This window comes from Parabacteroides chongii (assembly GCF_029581355.1).
In the GTDB taxonomy this organism is placed as follows: domain Bacteria; phylum Bacteroidota; class Bacteroidia; order Bacteroidales; family Tannerellaceae; genus Parabacteroides; species Parabacteroides chongii.
The window spans coordinates 903,920-927,766 of the sequence record NZ_CP120849.1; the positions used below are offsets into that span (position 1 = coordinate 903,920).

Here is a 23,847-nt window from a genome sequence, read left to right on the forward strand (position 1 = left end):
TCAGACTATGTTAAATTAATATGTTGTAGAACATATTTCATATAGAACTGTTATCTTTGCAGTGAATAATAAAACAGCGAAGAAATATGCTAAAACAAGCATTTTACATTCTGTTCTTCTATTTTACCGGAGAATTTATCAGTTCTTTCATTGATGGCTTTATCCCGGGGAGCGTCATCGGTATGATATTGTTATTCCTGGCATTGGTATTCAAATTGGTCAAGCCAGCGAATGTAAAGAAACTATCGACGATCCTGACTGAGAACATGGGGTTGTTCTTCCTTCCTGCCGGTGTCGGACTTATGAGTTCTCTCGGCATTATCTCACAATATTGGGCAGTAATCGTTACGGCATCCGTGGTCAGCACCATCCTGGTCATCGCCAGCGTCGCCCTTATCCAACAAAAACTCGGCAAGGAGGGCGAAAGCAATGAATAGTCTGGCACACTCCGAAGTATTTGCACTTACTCTAGTGATCGGTACTTACCTGGCAGCACTTGCATTATATAAAAAGACGCGTATCAGCCTGCTGAACCCGTTGCTGACTTCCATATTCGTTATCATTCTCGTTTTAAAGACAATGGGGATAGAGTACGAATCTTTCCAAAAAGGAAGCCATCTGATCCATTTCATGCTGGGTCCTTCGGTCGTAGCATTGGGATTTGTCCTCTATGACCAGATACAATATCTGAAAGGGAATGTGATTTCCATCCTTACTTCCGTATTTGTCGGAGCCATTATAGGCATCGTCAGCGTTATCGTGATCGGCGACCTGATGGGAGCCGACCAGGCATTGATCGCCTCGCTTCAACCGAAATCGGTAACAACTCCTATCGCCATGGGGATTGCGGAAAAAGCCGGCGGAATACCTTCGCTGACTGCTGTGATTGTCGTAGCCGTAGGTATATTCGGCAGTATTGTCGGACCGTTTGTCATGAAAGTACTCGGCATAGAAAGCCGGATTGCCAAGGGATTAGCCCTCGGAGCCTCTTCACATGGACTGGGCACTTCCGTTGCCATTCAGATCGGAGCTATCGAAGGCGCTTTGAGCGGATTAGCGATCGGACTGATGGGAATCATGACCGCTATTCTGGTTCCGGTAATCAGTTTTATCATTTCCCTGTTTTAGATCAATTCTTTCTCCTAGGGCTGCTGTAAATCATATCAGACTGATTTGCAACCCATTTCTAAAGAAAAAAGATAGGCATGTATTGGTTCTTTAAGAGGAAAACACTACTTTTGTACCCAAAAATGACCGGAGACAATTCAAAAAAACATTATAAATAAAAATATTCGTATGATTAATTCACAAGACATTAAAAAAGGAACTTGTATTCGTTTGGATGGCAAACTGTATTTCTGTGTTGACTTCCTTCACGTAAAACCGGGAAAAGGAAACACAATTATGCGTACTACATTAAAAGACGTAGTAAAAGGAGGCCAGATCGAACGTCGCTTCAATATCGGTGAAAAACTGGAAGATGTACGCGTAGAACGTCGTCCTTATCAATATACTTATGCAGAAGGCGAACACTACCACTTTATGAATCAGGAAACATTCGAAGATGTTATTATCGACAAAGAACTGATCAACGGCGTCGATTATATGATCGAAGGACAGATCGTTGAAGTTGTTTCCGATGCATCTACTGAAACTGTTCTTTTCGCCGATATGCCTACAAAAGTTCAGTTAAAGATCACTTATACTGAACCGGGTGTAAAAGGCGATACAGCTACTAACACATTGAAACCGGCCACAGTTGAATCAGGAGCAGAAGTTCGTGTTCCGTTGTTTATCAACGAAGGCGAAATCATCGAAATCAACACGACAGACGGTTCTTATGTAGGACGTATCCGCGAATGATACTATTACTGTAAGGGTGGTTCGCGAACCGCCCTTACCAAAACACATACAACTATGAAAATAAAAGAATGGGCAGAAGAAGACCGCCCGCGTGAAAAAATGTTACTCAAAGGCGTTGCCTCTCTCAGTGAAGCCGAACTCCTGGCTATCCTGATCGGTTCGGGCAATAGTAATGAAACAGCCGTACAACTTTCACAACGTATCCTCAACACTGTAGACAACAATCTGAATGCATTGGCAAAGCTGACTATCCAGGAGCTTATTTCCGGCTTCAAAGGTATCGGTGAAGCGAAAGCCATTACGATTTGTGCCGCCCTCGAAATAGGCAAACGCCGTAATCTGGCCGACCCGATCCTCCGCCAGTCCATCCGGAGCAGCCACGACGCTTACTCCCTGTTCCACCCCTTGCTCTGTGACCTGCCTCACGAAGAGCTGTGGATTGCCCTGACCAACCGTGCAGGAAAAGTTCTGAGCAAAGTCCGGATCAGCCAGGGAGGAACCGGAGAGACCTCTGCCGACCTGCGTATCATCCTGAAAACAGCCATCAACGCACTGGCAGCAGGTATTATTCTCTGCCACAATCATCCTTCGGGAAATACCCGTCCGAGTTCACAGGACGACTCCCTCACCAAACGTCTGTATAAAGCTGCCGAATTGCTGGAAATTAATCTACTCGACCACATAATCCTCTCCGACGGGAGCTACTTCAGTTATGCAGACGAAGGACAACTTTAAAGAATTGAAAATTGAGAATTGAGAATTGAAAATTAAAGGGATAGGTGGGTAAACTATATACTAGGGTTAAATGTTTATCAGATAATTATCAATTTTCAATTTTCAATTCTCAATTATTTATTAAGTTTGCATTCAAATTAAAAGAAGATGAACAACGAATTCCTCCAAACAGAAGAAGCGATTGTCGCCATGCTGAAAACAGTATACGATCCGGAAATACCGGTCAACGTATTCGATCTCGGCCTGATATATAAAGTAGACGTAGACGACGAAAAGAACGTCCGTATAGATATGACCCTGACTGCCCCGAATTGTCCGGCAGCCGACTTCATCCTGGAAGATGTACGCATGAAAGTGGAATCGGTAGACGGTGTGAACAACGTGGAAGTCAACCTCGTATTCGAACCGGAGTGGGATAAAGACATGATGTCGGAAGAGGCAAAACTGGAACTCGGTTTCTTATGAATTCATCCCGGAAGAAAATATTTTTTGCATCGGACGCTCACCTGGGCGCCCGATTTCATAAAGACCCGCTGGCCATTGAGAAAAAGCTGGTGCGTTGGCTCGACAGCATCAAAGACGAGGCAACGGCAATCTATTTTCTGGGGGATATGTTCGACTACTGGTACGAATACAAATATGTCGTACCTAAAGGATTCATCCGTTTTCTCGGTAAACTGGCAGAACTGTCGGACAGCGGGGTAGAAATTCATATTTTCATCGGTAACCACGATATCTGGATGTTCGATTACCTGCCGAATGAGATCGGTGCAATTATTCATCGCGACGTATTGATTACCGATTTGCTGGGTAAACGTTTCTTCCTCGGTCACGGTGACGAAGTGGATTACCGCAGCAAGGCTTTCCGTTTTATCCGTGCCCTTTTCCGCAATAAATTCTGCCAATGGCTGTATGCCGGCATCCATCCCCGCTGGACTTTCGGCTTTGCATTAGGCTGGTCGCTGAGCAGCCGCAAAAAAGGATTGGAAAAGCACAAGACAAGTGAGGCAGCCGATTATCAGGGAGAAGACTGCGAATATATGGTTCTCTTTGCCAAAGAATATCTGAAAACACATCCTGATATCAACTTCTTTATTTTCGGCCATCGCCATATCATGCTCGACCTGATGCTCTCCCGCACTTCCCGCCTGCTGATAGCCGGTGACTGGATGAGACTGTTCTCGTACATTGTATGGGATGGAGAAAGCCTGTTCCTTGAACAGTTCGAAGTGGAATAAATGTTTCATACGATCATAAAAAAACTGCTCCAACCGGTGTCGGAGCAGTCTAAACACTAATCCTGTGTTTTGTAAGCTGTGAGGATTAGTACTTCAATTATTCACGGCTGCAATTTACACAGTTTTCTTCAGATATTCCTCAATCGGGAGCAATTTATTTATTTCCTTTGAGTGAAGACACATAAAAATCCCGTACCAGCAAGCCTATAACGCATAAATAAAAAAGAGTTACCGGAACACCCAGATAACGGATCAGAGGCTCATTCAACGAGGTACAGAGTGCATATGAAAAGAAAGAGATCAGAGGTACTCCCAAAGCATTATAGAACTTAGAAGGGAAATACATGATATAAACAATAGCCAGCAGGTCACCGGCATACATATACCGCTCGTGCATTCCCGGCAATAAGAAAGGAAAGATCACCGCTGAGAGAAGAGCCAGGCGAACCAAATAATCATCCGTTAACTCCGTCTTGTATTTTTTAGCCAGCAATCCGCCCGTCAAAAGAGCAAATAAGAATGTAAAGAGGATACCACCCCATTTTACCGAATCATAATAATCGTTACTGATCCACATATACAAATTCGGGAATTGTAACGACAATTCCTCATAGTGACCGGACTGAGCAACGAAAACAGACAACAGTTCAGTCAACGGACGACCTGCACAATACGCAGGCAATAATGAAATCAGATAAACAGCAGGCACCAGCAGAAAATAGTACCATTTGATCCTGTTTCTCAGTAACAGTACAAAATAAAACGGGAAAAGCAGGACAGCCTGCAGCTTAAAGGAAAATGAAATCCCTAAAAACAGGATAGAAAGAAAAGAACGTTTCTTTAACGCAAAATAAATACTGCCGATCAGGAATGAGACATATATCGAATCGCATTGCCCCCAATAAGAACTATTGATCAGTACAGTCGGCAATAGCGGAACGACCGCCAAAGCACACCATCTCACCCAGTTTTCCCTATATTTCTGACAGGCAATCCCACCTATAAACCAGGCTGCGACATATTCAAAACAAATCGACAACAACTTGATCGGAATAAGCGGCTCCCCTCCCAGTTTGGCAATTCCCAGCAAGAAATATAAATAAGCCGGTGAATAGTTCGCAAACTCAAAACGGAACGCCTGCCAATAACCATGCGACCGGATAAACTCGACCCAGGGCTTCAGAAAGAAGGTATAATCACCCGGCTCGGGTATAAAGGGAATCATTAGCAGCTTGATCACCAATCCCATAGCGATCAACAGCGCAAGGAACTTTTTGTTTCTGAACAGAGATTGTAAAACAGGCAGGATCTTCAACATAGTATTTATTTTACAAAAAGACCGGAGGATAGTTATACACTATTCCTTCGGTCTTCTGATTAATATCCGGGTATCTGTTTATTTACCTAATATATCCATCGTATCGGAAGCAATCATATATTCTTCGTCAGTCGGCACAACGATAATTGTCACCTTACTGTCCGGAGTACTGATCACCATCTCTTCACCACGCATACCGTCGTTCTTCTGAACGTCGATCTTCATGCCCATGTATTCCATGTTTTCACATACAACACGACGGGTAGCCCACTGGTTTTCACCTACACCACCGGTCCATACAAGAATATCGCAACCACCCATAGCAGCTGCATAGGCACCGATATATTTCTTGATACGATAGTTGTAAATGTTCAATGCCATGATAGCACGCTTGTCGCCTTCAGCTACAGCAGCTTCGATCTCACGCATATCGGAAGAGATACCGGAAAGACCCAAAACACCACTTTGCTTATTGATCAGGTCAGACAAACCTTTTGCATCCAGTTTTTCCTTATCCATGATAAAAGAAAGAGCCCCTGCATCTACGTCACCGCAACGGGTTCCCATCAACAGACCTTCAACCGGAGTCAATCCCATAGAAGTATCTACGCTCTTACCGTTCTTTACAGCAGCGATTGAACCGCCGTTACCCACGTGAGCCGTGATGATCTTTTGTTCTTCATAAGGAACACCCAAAATTTCACACGCACGTTTTGAAACGTAACGGTGGCTGGTTCCGTGGAAGCCATAACGACGGATACCGTATTTCTTATACAGAGAATAAGGCAAACCATACATATAAGCATAATCAGGCATTGTCTGATGGAAAGCTGTATCGAATACACCTACCTGACGGATTCCCGGGATCAATGCGCTCATGGCACGGATACCTTTCAGGTTTGGCGGGTTATGAAGCGGTGCCAGGTCGATGCACTCAACCATTTTACCGATCACTTCCGGAGTAATTTCCACACTACTGCTGAATGCTTCACCACCGTGTACCACACGATGACCTACAGCATCGATTTCGTTAAACGACTTGATACAGCCGTATTGATCGTCAGTCAGTACGCTCAGGATAAACTCGATAGCCGCATTGTGCTCAGGCATATCCTTTTCCAGAATCACTTTCTTGCCGTCCGGCTGAGTGAATTTCAGGAAAGAACCCGGCAAGCCCAGCTTTTCTACGCCACCCTGTGCCAGTACTTCGTGTTTGTCCATATCAAACAACTTGTACTTGACAGACGAACTTCCGCAATTTAATACTAATATCTTCATATCTTTCTTGTTGTGTCTTTTTTTACTTTTTAGCAGCCTTTAAGCCGATAGACTGATTGCTGGCGATAGCTACCATCTTATAGATATCATCAACTGAACAACCGCGTGACAGGTCATTGACAGGAGCAGCCATACCCTGAAGAATCGGACCAACAGCTTCTGCATCACCCAGGCGCTGAACCAGTTTATAAGCGATATTACCTACTTCCAGTGTCGGGAATACCAATACGTTAGCCTTACCGGCAACTTCGCTGCCCGGAGCTTTCAATGAAGCAACCGATTCTACGAGTGCAGCATCAGACTGTAATTCACCGTCGATCTTCAGTTCAGGAGCCATTTCTTTTGCCAGACGAGTAGCTTCCACCACTTTGTCGACCATTTCGTGAGACGCACTACCTTTAGTAGAGAAGCTCAACATCGCAACACGCGGTTCAACACCTACGATATCACGAGCCGTTGCAGCTGTAGCTACAGCAATACTAGCCAATTCAGGAGCTGTCGGGTTCGGCATTACAGCACAGTCGGCAAAGACCAAAAGACCTTCTTTACCATATTCCGGTTTCTTTGTAAACATAAGGAAAGCACCGGATACACAACTCATGCCTGGAGCAGTCTTAATAATCTGCAAAGCAGGACGAAGCACGTTACCGGTTGTATTCTGAGCACCTGCGATTTCACCATCAGCATCACCAGCCTTGATCATCAGGCAGGCAAGGAATAAAGGATCTTCTACCAAAACGGCAGCCTTTTCGGGAGTCATACCTTTTTTCTGGCGTAACTGGAAAAGCAGGTCGGCGTAAGCGGCTTTCTTTTCGTGATCTTTAGGGTCAACAATAGTAGCCTGTCCGATGTGGTTCAGACCGAAGTTTGCTGCCAGAGAAGAAATCTCTGCCGGATTTCCGATCAAAATGATGTCAGCAACTCCATCGGCCAATAAACGGTCGGCGGCTTTCAGTGTTCTTTCTTCTGTTCCTTCAGGAAGAACGATGCGCTGCTTGTCAGCTTTAGCGCGTGCAATAATCTCTTGCATTAAGTCCATAGCGGAAGATATTTTTATAGAATTTAGTAATTGCTACTGTTTGCGGGTACAAAAGTAGGCAAAATGCAACATAGAGTTTGCAAAAAGCGCAAAAGATTTGCATCCGGAGCTGTCACTTTCAGAAGATTTAACAGTAATTCACGACTTCACGGTCACCGGACAAGATTTGCTGCAGGTCTTCGGCTGAAATATTAATTTCCAGTTTACCATTATGAGCCACAGATATTTTGCCACGTTCTTCCGAAACAATAATTATCAACGCATCCGTCTCAAGCGACATTCCTAATGCCGAACGATGGCGCAAACCGAGATCTTTTGGCAAATTGGCGTTTTGGGCAACGGGCAAAATACAGCCTGCAGCCTTGATGCGCCCGTCGGCAATGATCATGGCCCCGTCATGCAAAGGACTATTTTTAAAGAAGATATTTTCAATCAGCCGGGCATTCACATCGGCATTAAACATCTCTCCTGTATGTTCAAACACGGTCAAATCCACCTCCTGCTGTATAACGATCAGGGCACCGGTCTTTTTACGTGCCATATTCATACAGGCCAGTACTACCGGAGCGACAAACTTTCCTTCATTCTCTTTATCCGATCCTCTCTTGGAAAACAGATTTCCCAAAAATTTCCATCCCCTGTGAGAACCGAGAGCCATCAGGAAACGCCGGATCTCATCCTGAAACAAAATCACCAGCACGACAAAACCGACACTGATAAACTTATCCAGTATGGCACCCATCAAACGCATTTCCAACACCTGGGATACCAAAATCCATACAATAATAAAAGAAACGACCCCACTAAAGATAGCCATTGTTCCCGAACTCTTCATCAGCTTATAAGTCTGATAGAGGAAAAAGGCTACCAGCAATACATCAATCAGGTCTTTTACGCCAAAATGCATCCACATAATATTACGAATTAACAATTGACAATTGACAATTGACAGTTTTAGAGACTAGCTTGACGGCTTCGACAGCTGCTTTTACATCGTGAACACGGAGAATATCCGCACCGTTCAGCAAAGCATATGTATTTAATACGGTAGTACCATTCAGGCTATCCGCCGGTGTACCACCCAAGAATTTATAGATCATGCTTTTGCGGGATATACCGACCAAAAGGGGAAGTCCGAATGCTTCAAACTCTTTCAAATGTCCCATCAGCTGATAATTCTGACTGACCGTTTTACTGAATCCGAAACCGGGATCAAGAATGACATCGCTTACTCCCAACAAATGTAGTTCACGGACTTTCGCGGCAAAATACAACATGATTTCTTCCATCATATCCGCATAATCCGTATGCTGTTGCATCGTCTGGGGAGTTCCGCGCATATGCATCATGATATAAGGTACTTTCAGTTCTGCCACCGCAGCAAACATTTCGGGATCCAGTTCACCGCCGGATATATCATTGATGATAGCTGCCCCGTACTCTTCCACACACCTGCGGGCAACACCGGCACGGAAAGTATCCACCGAAACGATTGCCTCCGGATAATGTGCATTCAATATCTTCAAAGCAAAAGCCAGTCGTTCCATTTCCTCTTCCGGCGAGACTTCAGCCGCATCCGGACGGGATGAATAACCACCGATATCGATGATCTGCGCACCTTCGGATAAGATTGCCTGTATCCGTTCTTCAATGGCTGCCTCCGTTTGTTTCCGGCTATCGGCATAAAAAGAATCAGGGGTAACATTCAAAATCCCCATCACTACCGGAGTAGACAGAGACATCAGTGTTCCCTTTATATTGAGCACTTTATCAAACATTTTACTTTATATTTCCAGCAAAGATACACGATTCTCACTTAAATATTCATTCTTCATTCCTCATTCTTTATTTAATTACTACTTTTGCTCACCAATAATCACCAAACGAAAAAAAGCTATGGGTATTTCAGAACTGTACGAATTATTTATACACCATCCGCAAATAACGACAGACAGCCGTAATTGTCCGCGCGGCTCGATCTTCTTCGCTTTAAAAGGAGACCGTTTCGACGGCAACCAATATGCAGCCAAAGCACTCGACACGGGCTGCGCTTATGCTGTCATCGATAATCCGGATTATGTCACAGGAGAGCGTACCATTCTGGTAAACGATGTATTAAAAGCTTTGCAGCAACTAGCTCACCGCCATCGCAAGGTATTGGGTATTCCGATTATCGGGATCACCGGGACGAACGGAAAAACAACGACTAAGGAATTACTGGCCGCTGTCCTGTCCACCAAATTCAACCTGTTATATACAGAAGGCAATCTGAACAACCACATCGGTGTTCCTCTGACCCTGCTCCGGCTGACGCACGATCATGAAATGGCCGTTATCGAAATGGGCGCCAGCCATCCGGGAGATATCAAGGAGTTGGTGGAGATCGCAATGCCTAATTACGGTATCATCACCAATGTAGGCCGCGCCCATCTGGAAGGCTTCGGCTCCTTTGAGGGAGTTGTAAAGACCAAAGGAGAGCTTTACGATTATATCCGTCGCACAAAAGGGAAAATATTCATTCGGAAAGAGAATAAGGACTTACAGGGAATAGCTAAAGGGATCGAACAGATCACATACGGTTCCGACGATACATCATTTGCTTCGGGACATGTGGTCAGCTGCAATCCGTTCCTTACTTTCGACTGGAAGCAGCAAGGGAAAATCCATACAGTAGATACGCATCTGATAGGCGCGTATAATTTAGATAATGTGTTGGCTACCGTTGCCGTAGGTCGTTATTTCAAGATCCCGGCAGAACGCATCAGCCGTGCCATCGCAGCATACGAACCGACCAACAACCGTTCGCAGCTGAAAAAGACAGCCAACAACACATTGCTTATCGATGCTTACAACGCAAATCCCAGCAGCATGAAAGTCGCTCTGGAGAACTTTGCCTCCATGCCGGTATCACCCAAAGCCGTGATCCTGGGAGATATGCGTGAACTGGGACCGACCAGCGACGAATTGCATGCTGAAGTCATTGCAGAAATTAAAGAAGGAAAATTCGATCAGGTATTTTTGTGCGGAGAGCATTTTCAAAAAGTAGGGAAAGATTTTACGACATACGCCACCACTGAAGATTTACTAAATGCATTAAAAAGCAACCCTTTGAAAGGATATCATATCCTTATAAAAGGCTCTCACGGAATGGCATTGGAAAAGACAGTGGAAATTTTATAAACAAAAAGCTCAAACACAAAGAAATCCCCGAAAGTTCGAAACCTCCGGGGATTTTTTTGTGTCTGCTTTCTACCTTCGCAGGAATACTGGCAGATGAACTTTATTTTATTACTTTAGTATTAAACTGTCACTTGTTCACCCTCACGGGATACTTGATCGATGGTCGCGTGACAGATTTATTTGATTATAATTTTCTTATTTTACGATAGCTTTAACAGCAGCTTCGCCTTCAACAGCCACTACAACAATACCTGCCGGAGCAGCAATTGTAGCTTCGCTAGAAGAAACAACCGTGTTAGCGATCTGCTGACCAAGTACGTTAGTAATTACGACGTTCTTGCCTTCAGCACCTTTAACGATTACAGCGCCATTAATAGCAACTACTGATACTTCAGAAGCTGAAATTTCGTCATTTGCAGTCGGAGTACGAGTTTCATCCTCGTTGATACCGAATACATCACCTCTTTCGAAAGTAGGAACAACAACTACTGTACCGTTGATCCACTTCAGGTAACCTTCGTTAGATACTTCGTCATCAGTTTCCAAATCACCTTCTTTGTAATTCTTGATCTGAGTCTGGATCTTGAATGTCTTGTCGTTTTCGTTTGCTGGATTTACATAACGGAATGCAAACTTGGCGATATTGAAGTCAGGAGTATCTAATTCTAATTTAACAGAATCACCGTTGTTACGAATGATATATAATGTATCATTGATATGGATACCATCTACGAATGCCAATTTAGCAAGGTTTTCACCAGCTTCACCTTCATTGATGTACGGATTGTTATGTAGATGAGATGCACCATATACATTAGCAGAATCAATCACGTTGATCAGATAACGAGCCGTTACCATACGGTCTGTTTTCGGGTGTCCAGGAACTGTACAAGTATCAGGATCATGAACGTCAGCATTTACAGCCAACAGATACTGCCAGCAAGTATTCGGATTTTCTTTTGTACCACGGTTGATATAAGCTGTATCGACAAACAGAGCCGGGTTAATCTTTCCATACTGATTTACATTATCAATATTCAAGAAGCTTGCGCTATCTTTCAGAATATTAGTAGCATCCTTATCCTGTTTTTCATACAATACCTGAGATTCGTTGTCTGCACGGAAGATACTTACAACTTCACCGAAGCCATTAGCTACTTTATGATATTCAGGAGCATCCAAATTTACAATCTTGAACAAGTCGTTAGAGTTGATCTGTTCCCAAGTAGCTTCCACCTGTACCTGACCTTGTTTTGTAGTTGTTGCACCAAACAATTTCTTAGTAAGATCTAATCCGTAATAAGCATATCCTTTTTTATGGTCTTTTTCATCAACCCAAACTCTTCCTTCAATACCAATGATATTAAACAAACCATCTGCTTTTTTCTTCAAAACAAATGCATAATTTGCAATATCTTTTGCATCTTCCAGATCCTTAACATTCTTATCGCAGATCATAGCATCTTCATCCAGTGATAAACTTCCATCCATATCATCATAAGTCAAGAATTCTCTGTTACCAGCGTTCTGGAATGCATAAGTCGGGATAAACAAAGTATCAGTAACTGATACAAAACCCTTCTTCTTCTTACTGTATTCGTAAGATGCATTGACAACGATAGCAGTATCACCTGTAGCAACTACTTTCCAGTTTGCACCGTCATTCTTTTCCTTAGTCAAACCTAGCAAGTGCTTACCTGCATGGTTTTCAGTCACATAGAAATCTGTTTCTTCTGTTGAAGCAACCGCTAGCTTATACTGAGTATCTTTGATTTCTGTTTCCTTATAATTTACATAGAAATCAGCAACAGTCAGTTTCGGATCAACAGCATTGATGATGAATGTATCACGTTCACCATAACTGAATGTAGAAGCTGTTTTATATGTTACAGCATACATATTCTTAGCAGCATCGATTACATTCATATACAGAACATCAAAATCTACTTCTTCACTTTCACGGTTAATGAAAATAAACTCAGTTTCAGTAGTTGCTTTAGGCAATGAAACAACCCACTGTCCTTCCGGTTTAGCCTGCAAATATCTTGCTGCTTCAACCAACTCAGCGGAAGCACCGTCATTGTCCAAACCTAACACTTTACCATTTTTAGCTTTCAGTTTTTTATCGTTTGTCACAAAAGTCATTGTTACATAACGATCCAGGAACGGATTGTTCTTTTCGTCGTAAACATTTACGCGCGTATCTGATGCGAATACATAGCTCAAGTTAGCGTCATCTTTATTAGAAACAAGTGTCAGATACTGTTCATCGATGGCATTACCGTCTTTAGTTGCAACAGCAGATAAATATTGATTACCAACTTTAACATAAAAGATTACTTTAGAAGAAGGAATACCCCATACTTCAACTTTTTCTGCGTTATCTTTTTTATCTGTTGTAGCTAGCTTATCATACAATGTTCCGTCAATTCTCCAAGTTCCGTCAATAGTCAGATATTTGCCGTCAACCTTTAAATAGCCATCTTCAGTCAGCGTAAGTAATTTGCCGTCAAAAATGTCTCCTTTTGTAATTGCATGATCATTAGCTACTAAATCCAGCATAAAGCCGTTACCTAACATGGCGTTTAAGCCATCAGCATCCCATTTTGTAGCAACCAAACTTCCATCCAAATCAATAACCAAGTCTTTATTTTCATTGTCTAAAGAAGCATCACCCACAACCAAGTTTACACCGCCTACTGCGAGAGCGAAGTCATCAGGGAATTCAACAGTTGTAACACCTGCTTCACCTGCCTTCGTAATAGCAGCAACAACATCCTTTATGTCTGCGCCATTAACAGTTAAGTTACTTGTATAACCGCTCTTGTAACCAGATGCCAACTCAGCAACAGCCTGAGCAAAAGCATTTTCTGCTGTATTTTCACCTAGGGTTACCTGAGCATCATAATAATATGATTTTCCGGCACTTGTTTTACGACTATCAGCATAGTCCATTACACAATCATCAAAGACATTCTTTGCAGCAATTTTGGCAGCAGAATCATCATCTCCCTCCAAACCTGTGAAAGAAAGAGCAGAAGGGACCCAAGTTTGGCCATTAGGATCATTAGCAACAGCTGTAATTTTAAGATCATTATTTTCAATCTTCAATTTTTCCGTATCATTACCTTTTACAACAATTCCATAAGACATCAAACCTGTTTGTTTTGTTGCATCTGTAATCGTATTGTTGGTAATAGTAGCTTCCGTCACATCCGCACCCAACACAATAGCCGATTTTGTTGCTGTAGGCTGATTGTTGCAGCTCTTTACTTCCAGTGTCAAACCATCAATAGTAACACCATCAGAGTTAATTTCAAGTCCCATACCGGTGATCTTTCCATTGCTCTTATCAGCAACAAATGTTACCGGATGGTTGATGCGAAGATAGTTAGCCAAATTAGCTACACCACCATTTCCACCTTTAGCGACCTGGTAAGCAGTAAGTGTTTGATCACCGCTCATTGCGAAAATCACCTTGTCAATAGAAGTATCCTTCTCATTATCCTGTTTTACCTCGATACCCTCAGCCAAACCTTCAGGGATTTCTTCTAACAGCGTCCAAACTCCTGTACCTGTTTCTCCTTGACTTTTGATTTTTTCCCAGTTAGTAATTGCTTGCAAGTCTGCCAAAGAGGTCACCTTAACAGTTGCAGCAGAAGCATCACCACTCCACAGCGAACCGGCTAGTACCAAGCTCGCCGCCATAAGCGTAGAAAACTTTTTGTTCATAATTCTAAATTTAATATTAATACTAATTGTTAATGAAAAACTTCTTCGTATAGTTGTTTTAGCTTAAATGACTAGCTAAAACGTTCCTTTTTTCTCGTCATCATTTAGGACTTTGTAAGTGAAAATTGTAATTTCGTACTAACTTTGCTATTCAATTGATAAGAAAGCATATAGGTAAGAAAATTTTATTTTAAAAAAGATTGGCAGTTAAAAAGAATCTAGTAACTTTGCTGGCGAGAATAAAGGAACGTTTAAATTAGTCATATAGAACTACATACGTGCATTGATTTTCAATTCTTATAGCAATATCACCCTATCAAAAATATATAAATTACACATTTTATTAATGTACATGCGTACATTGAATATACATTGTTTATACATTTGGCGGCATCAGAACCAGTCAAAAGCTTATTAGAATCTATTAATCAACACCTTACAAATGACGCTACAATAAGAAACGGCGTCACCCGCCACTCGACGGTGTCACCGTAACCGAATATATAGCGATTAAAATCTATCCTCCTAAAAAGTAAAGATACAGCATAGGACAATTTTGGTCATTTCTCCTATATTATAAATAAGAAAGGCATACCTTTCGTTTTCGTAATGTAATCATTATAAATAAGTAAAGCAAGCATTACATATTCAGAATATATTTATTTCAAAAATCAAACACCACAGAAAAAAGATTAGATATAAGGAGTTTAAGGTTTAAAATTCCGCATGAAAGCCATTTGTAATAAAAACTAAGATAACAGGAAAATAACAAAAAGAGGTGACACCGGAAATAATCACAGCGTCACCTCTCCATTCATTTATTATCAAAGGATAAAGGCACTTTCTTTCCTTGGTGATCCGGCAATAGACAAACAAATGACCGAAGTCCTCCACAATTTCCTCCATAAAGAAAAAAATCACCCCTAACCTTTCTCATCTACCCTGCGATCATAAGCTGGATGGCAAGTGCAAACACAAAATAAGCGACATAGCAGAAAACTGAAACACCCAACGATACAAGCAGCTGCTTCACAAAAGACTTTTCCTGCCGCATATAATTATAATTGAACGTAGCCCCCACAATACCGAATAAAGCACCGAGTAAGCCACCTAACAGGATGAGTAACACAGGCAATCCACCTACTATATACTCACGGGTAGACAACCGTTCTTCCAAATCGATTTTCCGACCGCGAAACATAACTACATGAACAAAGTCAAAACCATAGACAATCTTCATCTCTTCCTGTTCCCCATTCGTATTGGTCACATAATATTTCGGATTAAATCGCCCTTGCCTCACGACCTCTCTTCCATCCTGATACAAACGTAGTTTAAAAGGATCGTACTCTAACTTCAAATCGCCCTGTACGCCTTCAACTGTGAAATTCAACACTTTTGCCATAACTGCTTTTTTAGAATTAAGTTCTATTCGCAAAGATATACGAAAGTCCTGGTTTTCGGCACCTACAGGAGTTTTTTATGATCTGTTTTTCAAAAAAGATCACTCTTCCCGTATCAACTCCTTTTTACCGGAATCAAAGATCACATACATTTGACCATCTTCAACCAACACACCACGTCCACGTTTCTTCTCCATATTCTCTTTGTTATCTACATTGACAGCCACGACCTTATATTTATAAAACGTTGTGATGTCATCAAAGATCGTATGGCCGACAAACAGACGTTTAGCCTTGTATTTATCCAATACTTTCGGAAGATCTTCCGGATACAGCGGATGATATCGGTCGGCACTGTGAACCATGCCGCGATACCAGACAGGTCCGTAAGTCGCATACATAAAAGCGATCTCATCCGACGCGGCCTTACGTTCCTGCTTATTAAGGAACAATCCCTCGCTCATGATCTTGTTCACCTCCGGAATACTTTTGTTCTTATCCAGGAAGTTCAGACTCAATCCGGCATGAACAAAAAGATTGTCGCCGATCAGCTGCATCGTATTACGCGTACCCAGCCAACGTCCCAACTCTGTCTGCTTGTTCCATAACTCCTGATAAGGAATATGCAACGTATCAGCCAAATGAAGATATTTGCTTTTGACATAACGCAGATCACCGGCAAGCACCATGCCTTCATGATTACCCAGCAAGAAAACAAGCTGTCCTCCGGCATCAACCGCCTCTTTTTCTAGTTTATAAAGCAGCCAGTAAATAGGAAGAACGTCCTTTCCCCGGTCAAATACATCACCGATAACGACCAGTTGATTCTTTCCAAATGTCCAACGATACTCCTGATCCACCACATTCCACTTTTTCAATATAGAAGAGAAGCACTCCCAATTACCATGAGGATCCGAAAGAATAAGCATTTTTCCTGCCTGTTTACTTTTCCATTCAGGACGCTTGATTTTATGCAGGGAAACCGGGAATAACTTCTCCCCTTTATCAGAATACACATCAAATGAGAAATTCTTCGGTACAGCCCCGTAAGTCTGATCATTCAGAAAACCGGCCGTATCCACCGATACCGACCGAAAACCATGCTCTGCCGTGTAAAGCAAATACGGGCCATCTGTTGAGAGAGCCCGCTTTTCATGCTTTTTATCCGCCCCTGACAGCTGCACGAGGCAGCTTATCAGTAAGACGAATAACCATATAAATCTATATTGGTAGGATTTCATACCTCAATCATTGGATTAGTAACCCGGATTCTGCTGTGCTGCAATATTCGGATTCGTATCGATCTCAAATTTAGGAATAGGCAATACCACCTTATAATAATTCCAGTCGAACTTCTTCGCGTCTTCTGTCATGGATAGATGTTTCGTACTGCTGATTGCCGGGATTTTCACATCCTTACGTTCGATAGTCTGGTTGTTACGCAAAGCATCGTACAGACGATGACCTTCGCCAAAGAGTTCTTTACGACGTTCATTCAGCACACGTTCCAAAGTAACAGTTTCGCCCTCAAGCGTCTTTTCCGGATTCGCGCGATTAACGATCGGTTCGAGATACTCAACTGCTTTCGCATTATTGCCCAACTTGACGGCTGCTTCGGCAGCATTCAGATAAAGCTCGGATACACGCAGCAGCGGAATATTGGCATCTGCCTCGTTCTCACCTTTCTGCGGCTGATACTTATTGATATAAGCTTTATTCTTATAAATCTCATACACTTCATTACGGACATCGTCCGGATCTTCGCTCAACAGCTGAAAGAATGTACTTGTCAGAATCATATCCGAATAACCGCTACGCCAGCAGAGGTATCCCATACTTTCCTTACCCGGGCTGTCTACAGTTGTATTCACGATCTCGAAGAAAACTTCACCCGGATCGGATGCACTGCGCTCATCTCCCCAAGCTGTCGGATATTCTTCATTGCTCCACAAATGATATTTATATTCGGACATGCCGGCAATCGCTTCTTCCGCCACTTTCAACGCGTTGGTATTATCACCTTTATACAAATAAGCGCGGCTTAACAGCAACATGGCCCCCCAACGGTTCAATTTACCGAAATTAAACTTCGGGCTCAGCTGCGGAACCGCATCGTTCAGATCTTTAATGATAGCGTCATAACATTCAGCTACCGTGTTACGTCCCGGCTTGCTATCGATCTGACGTACATCTTGAACAATACAGGCTCCCCACGATGCACCGTTGTCTTTGGCATAAGGGTAACCATAGATACGAGTCAGGTCGAACAATGCTAATGCACGGATCGTCAGTGCCTGACCGATGATGTCGCTACGTTCAGCCTTGTTATCTTCTGTCTCGGGAATATTTTCGATTTCTTGCAAGATGATATTCGCATTGCGGGTCAACTCATAAGGAATTTTCCACAAAGAAGAAGGGGCATTGTCTTTCGTATATTTCAACAAATAATAGGTACCTGTTCGCTTCGTGGCACTGGCAGCCTGTATATCGTCTGCCGTTACATCACCGTAATAAACAATACGTCCGGAATACCCGTCCGAGTTTTGCATCGCACTGTAAATGCCGTTCAAGGAAAATTGAAAATCCGACAAACGCTCCAGCGAACCTTCAGATGGAATTTCCGTTGAAGATTCCAAATCCAGCCAATCGTTTCCGCAAGAAGTAACGGACAAAGTCAAAATACCGGATAATATATAATTTAATGCTTTCATTATGCTATAGACTTTAATGATTAGAAATTAACATTTAACCCAAAAGTAACCGAACGCAAAGGAGGAGTACCCCAAATAGCCGTACCACCGCTTACAGCTTCCGGATCGTAATAATCATACTTTGCCCAGGTCAGCAAATTATTTCCGGATACATACAGGCGAACTCGGTCGATACCAGCCTTGCCGGTCACTGCTTTCGGCAGAGAATAACCGAATGTCAGGTTCTTCAGACGGATAAAGTCCGTACTATGCAGACGGCGTGTCGTTGCATACGATTTCATGGAAACATCACCATTCAGAATAAAACGTTCGATATTCGTATTATCTCCCGGATTCTGCCAACGATCCCGATAATAAGTAGGAATATTTGCTTCCGGATCGTCGCCGCCATGTTCGGTTTTCTGTGCCCAGTTGTCGTAAGAATAACCGCCAAACTGATAAGACAACATGAAGTTCAGATCGAATCCTTTATAACTCAAAGTGTTTGACAAACCTCCCTGTACAACGGGATCCGCATTTTTCGTTGCTATACGATACACGTCGTCACTCGGATCTTCCGTAATTGTACGATCCAGCGTACCGTCTGCATTCGGTTTGTTCTTATAGAACTGAGGTGCTCCGGTTTCCGGATTAACACCGGCAAACTCTATCAGATAAAAAGTACGATAAGGCATACCTACTTTACGGATTTGCGAACCGCTGATGATTTCTGTCTGCAGACCATCCAGGCGAACGATTTCGTTTTTGTTATGTCCCAGGTTGAAGACCGTGCTCCAGGAGAAATTCTTATTTGAAATATTGGTAGAGCGTATTTCCAGTTCGACACCTTTATTCTTTACTTCACCGATATTCATCAGATATTTATCAAAACCGGTCGTCATAGACAACGGACGGTCCATCAGCAGGTTCTTGGTCCGACGGGTGTAATATTCCAATGTCACATTCAGGCGGTTAAAGAAACCTAAGTCAAATCCCAGGTTAAAGTTATGGTTGGTTTCCCACGACAGGTCGAGATTTTCCAGCTGTGACTGCAAAATACCCGGCTGTTCCAGATAACCTTCCTTGATGGAACTCAATCCCATATAACCATAATAATCGGAAGGCAATGTGCCGTTCACACCGTAAGATGCTCTGATCTTCAGGTCACTCAACCAATCCTTATAATCATTCAGGAATTCTTCTTCGATGGCTCTCCACGCTCCGGAAACAGACCAGAAACTACCCCAACGATTGTCTCTTGACAAACGGGAACTACCGTCCAGACGGTAACTGCCACCTAAATAATATTTATTCTTATAATCATAATTCACACGTGTCAGATAAGAAACAAGACGATATGAACGGCCATAACCACCCACAGCTTCCAGCTTCATTCCGTTTTCCACATCATTTCTGTCGTTGCGGGCAAAGTTAGAAGATTCGCCGGAGAGGAAATCGCGTTCGTACATATCTGTTTCGTAGCCGACCAAAGCGTCCAAATGATGATTCCGGGCAATAGTCGTCTGATAGCTCAATGCATTCTCCCATACCAACTTACGATATTCATAAAAGACTTTCTTCATGTCACCGTTCAGGTCATCTCCGTTCGAGGTACGCGGGTCATACCAACGATCTCCTTTCGACAAAGTATAATCGTAACTCAACGTACTCTTCAGCTTCAGATTATCGATAAATTCATACTGAGCATAAGCGGTATTGAATGCACGGGTCACATGTTCACGCTCGTAGTCATACATGGCCGATAACAGAGGATTACGGTCTGCAATACGAATCAGTTCGCGGTTCCAGCTTCCGTCTTCGTTGTAGACAGGATCGGAAGGAGTCACGGCACTTTTAGAAGTATAGAAAGGAGAGGTATAAGAAGTTCCTTCCTGGTTAACATCCTGGTTGACATTGGCAAAAAGGGACTTAACACCCAAACTGAAACGCTTGGTTGCCTGATAATCGACATTCACACGACCGGTTATACGTTCCAGGCCGGAATTCAACGCAACACCTTCCTGTTTCAAATAGCCGAGAGAGCTGTAGTATTTGAACTTATCCGTCCCGCCAGTAATGGACGCTTCATACGTCTGATGGCTGCCTTTCTGGAATAACGCATCATCCCAATTGACAAACCCGCACCAGGGAACCGGTGCATAATCATCTATTTCACCATCCGCATAAGCACGGGCTTCGGCCTCCGTCATACCTTGATGAACCATTCCGTCGGCTACCAATCCGTCATAAATCAGGTTACGACGTTCTTCACCGCCCATTACCGGACGATAATCCATCGCAAAATCAGAGAATCCCCAGTCAGCTTTCAAAGAGACTGACGGCTTACCTGTTTTACCTTGCTTTGTCGTAATAAGGATAACTCCGTTGGCTGCACGCGAACCGTACAGGGAAGCTGCCGCCGCATCTTTGATCACCGTAATATTTTCAATATCCGACGTATTGATCGTAGACATAATATCCATACCTGCGTCAGATCCCGTACTACTGATATTTCCAGAACTGACCGGAACACCGTCGATGACATACAACGGCGAGTTAGATGCATTAAAAGAACCCATACCACGGATATTAATGGAAGAGGTTGCCCCCGGCTGGCCGGATGCAGACGATATCTGAACACCCGGAGCTGCTCCCTGCAACACTTGCGAGAAAGAAACAGCCGGCACATCTTTCATTTCCGAAGTCTTGATAGTGGAAGCCGAACCGGCATAAGCTGATTTCTTATAGGTTCCGTAACCGGTAACAATGACTTCTTCCAATTGCTGATCTTCCGATTCCAGTACAATCTTCAACGGTGAATTGCCTGTTACACGTACTTCTTTCGGGCTGTATCCGACAAATGAAACAACCAAAGTTATATTTTTACCATCTGCCACTTCAAAAGCGAAATTTCCATCCATATCGGTCGTCGCTCCCTGTACAGTTCCTTTTACTACAATATTTGCTCCGGGAACTGTTTCGCCAGTCTCGTCAAAGACCTTTCCCTGGACCATTCTTTTTTGCTGGGTGGCAGAAGTGCGGGCCATTTCTTCGGCATGGCGGATAGCCACCACTCCATTATGGATCGTATAGGTGAGTTTCGTATCACGTAGACATTTGTCCAGTACTTTATAGACATCTTCATTGACGACATCCACTTTATTCACTTTGACGTTTTGTACGTCAAGTGTACTGTACACAAAAGTAAAGTCGGTCTGTTTTTGCAATTCCCAGATCACATCTCTCAATGTAGCATTATTGAAAGTGACAGTTACTGTCGCAGTAGTCTGCGCGGTAGAACGTGCCGGAGCCTGAGCCAGGCCGGTTGCAAGAAACAAACAAACCAAACCGGAAATACAGAGAACTCTCTTCCCGGTGGATTGCCCTAGGCTTTCTTTGTTTTTTCTCATAATAATGATGTTTAAAATTTGAAATTATTTAGTTTTATTCTGATCAATAGATTGTTATGTTTCGCTGTTCCACTCGTGTCTTCACTTTGCCGGTAGCATTCAGCAGTTCAAGGAAAGGAGCGATCTCATCATACCGGTTCAGATTACATCCGAATTGCAGGTTTTTCAATTTATCATCGGCAAACACAATATTCACATCATACCAACGCGACAAAACAGTCATAATATCTTCCAGCCGTTCGTCTTTAAAATAGATTTTTCCGGTTATCCAGGATGTATACAGGGAGACATCAACCTGACGGACAACCAGCTCATGTGATTTATTATCCAGTTCAGCCTGTTGGGAAGGTTCCAGAACAATGCTTCCTCCCTCTTTGGTCTGGATCCGGACTGAACCGGTCACCAAGGTCGTTTGTGTCACAAGATCATCCGGATAAGCGGATACGTTGAATTGGGTTCCTAATACGCGTACATCTACTCCTGCTGTCTTTACAATAAAGGAAGCTTCACTTTTACTGACATCAAAAAAGGCCTCTCCGCTCAGTTCCACTTCCCGCACATCACCTGTAAAATGAACCGGATAGCGTAATGAACTCATGGAGTTCAGATGTACCAGGCTGCCGTCACTCAAACGAAGTTTATATTCGCCGCCACGGGGGATTTCTATTTTATTGTAGACGACTTCTTCTGTGATTGCTTCCGCTTCTTTCTTATCGTAAGCCAGCTCCTCCTTCTTCACATTGATCTGAATCCCGGATTCTTTCAGCTCTGTCTGAGTTTCAGCATCCAGGTCGACCACGGTACCGTCTCCCAATGTCAAGATAGCCTTGCTTTCGCCGGGAGTGATATGTACCGACTGGGCTACGACAGGGATAGCAGGATTTTGTTCTGTCTCGCGGGTAAAATGCCAGGTCAGCATCCCTGCCAGCAAAGGGAGAAGGAAGATGGCTGCATACTGGCAAATGGTAATATAGATTTTTCTGCGACGATCCGTGCTGATCCGCTTCTGCACTTGTTCCCAGCCGATATTTTTATCATATTTCGCGGACTTCCGGGAGTAGGCATATAAATTTTCCTGACGGCACATTGACTCGAACAGCCGGAGATTATGCTCTGACGCATTTTTCCAGTCTTCCAGTTCCTGTTTTTCCTTTTCCGATAAGGAGTTTGTAACTGATTTGGCAATTAATGCTGCAATATAGAAGTCTTGTTCCAACATTCCTGTGTTCTTTATTTAGTAAAACAGGCGAAGTCAAAAACAGGGTGAATGGCGTTGAAGAAAATTTTATCGGTTTATAAAAAAAGTACATAATAATAGTAATCCTTCAGGAAAGCACGGAGTTTCTTATAGGCTCCTTTCTTCAAAGTATGTACTGTTTCTTTGGATACGGACAGTTTTTCGGCAATCTCGGCGTTTGAATGGTTTTCCAAAGCCAGCCGTATGATATTCCGGCTCTGCTGAGGCAGTTTATCGACCGCTTCCATCACAATGCGATGCATTTCTTCTTCGATGAGATAGTCATGAAACGTAGATTCTTCCATCCGGGCAATGGTTACTTCCTGATAGCCCGACACCACCTGCCGGTGTTCCAACTCGTTCAGGCAGGAATTACGAACGCTGGTGTACATAAACGAGCGGACCTGATAAATAAACTGAAAATCATTCTGTTTCTGCCAGACCCTGGCAAAACATTCCTGCACAATATCCGAGGCTATTTCTTCATCGTTCACATAGCGTTCCGCAAACACACACAAAGGCACATAGTAACGGTCAAACAGATTCCTGAACACCTGCTCGTCAGTCAAATTTATTTTCTCCTCATTGTTCACACTCTTTTATAATCGCTGAATATCTTATGCCTCATGTATTTTGGGCGCTTAAAGTTACACAAAATTATATACTTCACAAGAAATGCCCGCCTTTCCCGAAAAAACTATACTTTTGTATACGACTCAAAATA

At 43.0% G+C, this 23,847-nt stretch carries 19 protein-coding genes; 7 read left to right on the forward strand and 12 right to left on the reverse strand.

Annotated features, from left to right (window positions below; translation table 11 throughout):
- Positions 1 to 86 precede the first annotated feature (86 nt).
- The 6 genes from P3L47_RS03750 to P3L47_RS03775 all read left to right on the forward strand — a co-directional run bounded on the left by P3L47_RS03750 (position 87) and on the right by P3L47_RS03775 (position 3,836).
- Complete coding sequence (locus tag P3L47_RS03750) at positions 87 to 437, forward strand: CidA/LrgA family protein (protein WP_277782723.1); 351 nt, start codon at positions 87 to 89, stop codon at positions 435 to 437.
- Positions 430 to 1,128 (forward strand): LrgB family protein, encoded by a 699-nt coding sequence (locus tag P3L47_RS03755; protein ID WP_122361259.1) that lies wholly within the window; start codon positions 430 to 432, stop codon positions 1,126 to 1,128. The genes P3L47_RS03750 and P3L47_RS03755 overlap by 8 nt, the downstream gene beginning before the upstream one ends.
- Before the next feature lie 168 nt (positions 1,129 to 1,296).
- The gene (gene efp / locus P3L47_RS03760; RefSeq protein WP_122361260.1) at positions 1,297 to 1,863 is read left to right on the forward strand and encodes an elongation factor P; all 567 of its coding nucleotides are present in this window, start codon (positions 1,297 to 1,299) and stop codon (positions 1,861 to 1,863) included.
- A 54-nt stretch (positions 1,864 to 1,917) separates the two neighbouring features.
- The gene (radC, locus tag P3L47_RS03765; RefSeq protein WP_277782724.1) at positions 1,918 to 2,598 is read left to right on the forward strand and encodes a RadC family protein; all 681 of its coding nucleotides are present in this window, start codon (positions 1,918 to 1,920) and stop codon (positions 2,596 to 2,598) included.
- 147 nt (positions 2,599 to 2,745) lie between these two features.
- Positions 2,746 to 3,063, forward strand: a complete 318-nt coding sequence (locus tag P3L47_RS03770) for an SUF system Fe-S cluster assembly protein (protein ID WP_122361262.1) — start codon at positions 2,746 to 2,748, stop codon at positions 3,061 to 3,063.
- Positions 3,060 to 3,836, forward strand: a complete 777-nt coding sequence (locus P3L47_RS03775; protein WP_277782725.1) for a UDP-2,3-diacylglucosamine diphosphatase — start codon at positions 3,060 to 3,062, stop codon at positions 3,834 to 3,836. The genes P3L47_RS03770 and P3L47_RS03775 overlap by 4 nt, the downstream gene beginning before the upstream one ends.
- A gap of 154 nt (positions 3,837 to 3,990) precedes the next feature.
- Here P3L47_RS03775 and P3L47_RS03780 read toward each other — a convergent pair whose 3' ends face one another.
- The 5 genes from P3L47_RS03780 to folP all read right to left on the reverse strand — a co-directional run bounded on the left by P3L47_RS03780 (position 3,991) and on the right by folP (position 9,249).
- A complete protein-coding gene (locus P3L47_RS03780) occupies positions 3,991 to 5,154 on the reverse strand; it encodes a hypothetical protein (protein ID WP_277782726.1) in 1,164 nt (387 codons plus the stop codon).
- A 78-nt stretch (positions 5,155 to 5,232) separates the two neighbouring features.
- A complete protein-coding gene (locus P3L47_RS03785) occupies positions 5,233 to 6,432 on the reverse strand; it encodes an acetate/propionate family kinase (protein WP_277782727.1) in 1,200 nt (399 codons plus the stop codon).
- 22 nt (positions 6,433 to 6,454) lie between these two features.
- The gene (gene pta / locus P3L47_RS03790; RefSeq protein ID WP_122361266.1) at positions 6,455 to 7,471 is read right to left on the reverse strand and encodes a phosphate acetyltransferase; all 1,017 of its coding nucleotides are present in this window, start codon (positions 7,469 to 7,471) and stop codon (positions 6,455 to 6,457) included.
- A gap of 127 nt (positions 7,472 to 7,598) precedes the next feature.
- Positions 7,599 to 8,384 (reverse strand): diadenylate cyclase CdaA, encoded by a 786-nt coding sequence (cdaA, locus tag P3L47_RS03795; RefSeq protein ID WP_122361267.1) that lies wholly within the window; start codon positions 8,382 to 8,384, stop codon positions 7,599 to 7,601.
- A gap of 4 nt (positions 8,385 to 8,388) precedes the next feature.
- On the reverse strand, positions 8,389 to 9,249 hold the full coding sequence (gene folP / locus P3L47_RS03800) for a dihydropteroate synthase (RefSeq protein WP_277782728.1): 861 nt from the start codon (positions 9,247 to 9,249) through the stop codon (positions 8,389 to 8,391).
- Between the two features lie 118 nt (positions 9,250 to 9,367).
- Here folP and P3L47_RS03805 point away from each other — a divergent pair, with 118 nt between their 5' ends.
- Complete coding sequence (locus P3L47_RS03805; protein ID WP_122361269.1) at positions 9,368 to 10,651, forward strand: UDP-N-acetylmuramoyl-tripeptide--D-alanyl-D-alanine ligase; 1,284 nt, start codon at positions 9,368 to 9,370, stop codon at positions 10,649 to 10,651.
- Between the two features lie 195 nt (positions 10,652 to 10,846).
- Here P3L47_RS03805 and P3L47_RS03810 read toward each other — a convergent pair whose 3' ends face one another.
- The 7 genes from P3L47_RS03810 to P3L47_RS03840 form a co-directional block, all read right to left on the reverse strand.
- Entirely contained in the window at positions 10,847 to 14,383 is a 3,537-nt protein-coding gene (locus P3L47_RS03810) for a DUF6383 domain-containing protein (protein WP_277782729.1), read from the reverse strand.
- 937 nt (positions 14,384 to 15,320) lie between these two features.
- Positions 15,321 to 15,788, reverse strand: a complete 468-nt coding sequence (locus tag P3L47_RS03815) for a hypothetical protein (protein ID WP_277782730.1) — start codon at positions 15,786 to 15,788, stop codon at positions 15,321 to 15,323.
- Positions 15,789 to 15,887: 99 nt separating this feature from the next.
- Positions 15,888 to 17,027, reverse strand: a complete 1,140-nt coding sequence (locus P3L47_RS03820; RefSeq protein ID WP_277782731.1) for a metallophosphoesterase — start codon at positions 17,025 to 17,027, stop codon at positions 15,888 to 15,890.
- Positions 17,028 to 17,042: 15 nt separating this feature from the next.
- Entirely contained in the window at positions 17,043 to 18,497 is a 1,455-nt protein-coding gene (locus tag P3L47_RS03825) for a RagB/SusD family nutrient uptake outer membrane protein (RefSeq protein ID WP_122361273.1), read from the reverse strand.
- Between the two features lie 20 nt (positions 18,498 to 18,517).
- Positions 18,518 to 21,886, reverse strand: a complete 3,369-nt coding sequence (locus P3L47_RS03830) for a SusC/RagA family TonB-linked outer membrane protein (protein ID WP_277782732.1) — start codon at positions 21,884 to 21,886, stop codon at positions 18,518 to 18,520.
- 43 nt (positions 21,887 to 21,929) lie between these two features.
- On the reverse strand, positions 21,930 to 23,105 hold the full coding sequence (locus tag P3L47_RS03835) for a FecR family protein (RefSeq protein ID WP_277782733.1): 1,176 nt from the start codon (positions 23,103 to 23,105) through the stop codon (positions 21,930 to 21,932).
- 74 nt (positions 23,106 to 23,179) lie between these two features.
- The gene (locus tag P3L47_RS03840; protein WP_122361276.1) at positions 23,180 to 23,716 is read right to left on the reverse strand and encodes an RNA polymerase sigma-70 factor; all 537 of its coding nucleotides are present in this window, start codon (positions 23,714 to 23,716) and stop codon (positions 23,180 to 23,182) included.
- Positions 23,717 to 23,847: the final 131 nt, after the last annotated feature.

Excerpts from the sequence above, each read along its gene's own strand:
- P3L47_RS03750 (WP_277782723.1), top strand. The coding sequence starts at position 87 with ATGCTAAAACAAGCATTTTACATTCTGTTCTTCTATTTTACCGGAGAA.
- P3L47_RS03755 (WP_122361259.1), top strand. The coding sequence starts at position 430 with ATGAATAGTCTGGCACACTCCGAAGTATTTGCACTTACTCTAGTGATC.
- efp (WP_122361260.1), top strand. The coding sequence starts at position 1,297 with ATGATTAATTCACAAGACATTAAAAAAGGAACTTGTATTCGTTTGGAT.
- radC (WP_277782724.1), top strand. The coding sequence starts at position 1,918 with ATGAAAATAAAAGAATGGGCAGAAGAAGACCGCCCGCGTGAAAAAATG.
- P3L47_RS03770 (WP_122361262.1), top strand. The coding sequence starts at position 2,746 with ATGAACAACGAATTCCTCCAAACAGAAGAAGCGATTGTCGCCATGCTG.
- P3L47_RS03775 (WP_277782725.1), top strand. The coding sequence starts at position 3,060 with ATGAATTCATCCCGGAAGAAAATATTTTTTGCATCGGACGCTCACCTG.
- P3L47_RS03780 (WP_277782726.1), bottom strand. The coding sequence starts at position 5,154 with ATGTTGAAGATCCTGCCTGTTTTACAATCTCTGTTCAGAAACAAAAAG.
- P3L47_RS03785 (WP_277782727.1), bottom strand. The coding sequence starts at position 6,432 with ATGAAGATATTAGTATTAAATTGCGGAAGTTCGTCTGTCAAGTACAAG.
- pta (WP_122361266.1), bottom strand. The coding sequence starts at position 7,471 with ATGGACTTAATGCAAGAGATTATTGCACGCGCTAAAGCTGACAAGCAG.
- cdaA (WP_122361267.1), bottom strand. The coding sequence starts at position 8,384 with ATGTGGATGCATTTTGGCGTAAAAGACCTGATTGATGTATTGCTGGTA.
- folP (WP_277782728.1), bottom strand. The coding sequence starts at position 9,249 with ATGTTTGATAAAGTGCTCAATATAAAGGGAACACTGATGTCTCTGTCT.
- P3L47_RS03805 (WP_122361269.1), top strand. The coding sequence starts at position 9,368 with ATGGGTATTTCAGAACTGTACGAATTATTTATACACCATCCGCAAATA.
- P3L47_RS03810 (WP_277782729.1), bottom strand. The coding sequence starts at position 14,383 with ATGAACAAAAAGTTTTCTACGCTTATGGCGGCGAGCTTGGTACTAGCC.
- P3L47_RS03815 (WP_277782730.1), bottom strand. The coding sequence starts at position 15,788 with ATGGCAAAAGTGTTGAATTTCACAGTTGAAGGCGTACAGGGCGATTTG.
- P3L47_RS03820 (WP_277782731.1), bottom strand. The coding sequence starts at position 17,027 with ATGAAATCCTACCAATATAGATTTATATGGTTATTCGTCTTACTGATA.
- P3L47_RS03825 (WP_122361273.1), bottom strand. The coding sequence starts at position 18,497 with ATGAAAGCATTAAATTATATATTATCCGGTATTTTGACTTTGTCCGTT.
- P3L47_RS03830 (WP_277782732.1), bottom strand. The coding sequence starts at position 21,886 with ATGAGAAAAAACAAAGAAAGCCTAGGGCAATCCACCGGGAAGAGAGTT.
- P3L47_RS03835 (WP_277782733.1), bottom strand. The coding sequence starts at position 23,105 with ATGTTGGAACAAGACTTCTATATTGCAGCATTAATTGCCAAATCAGTT.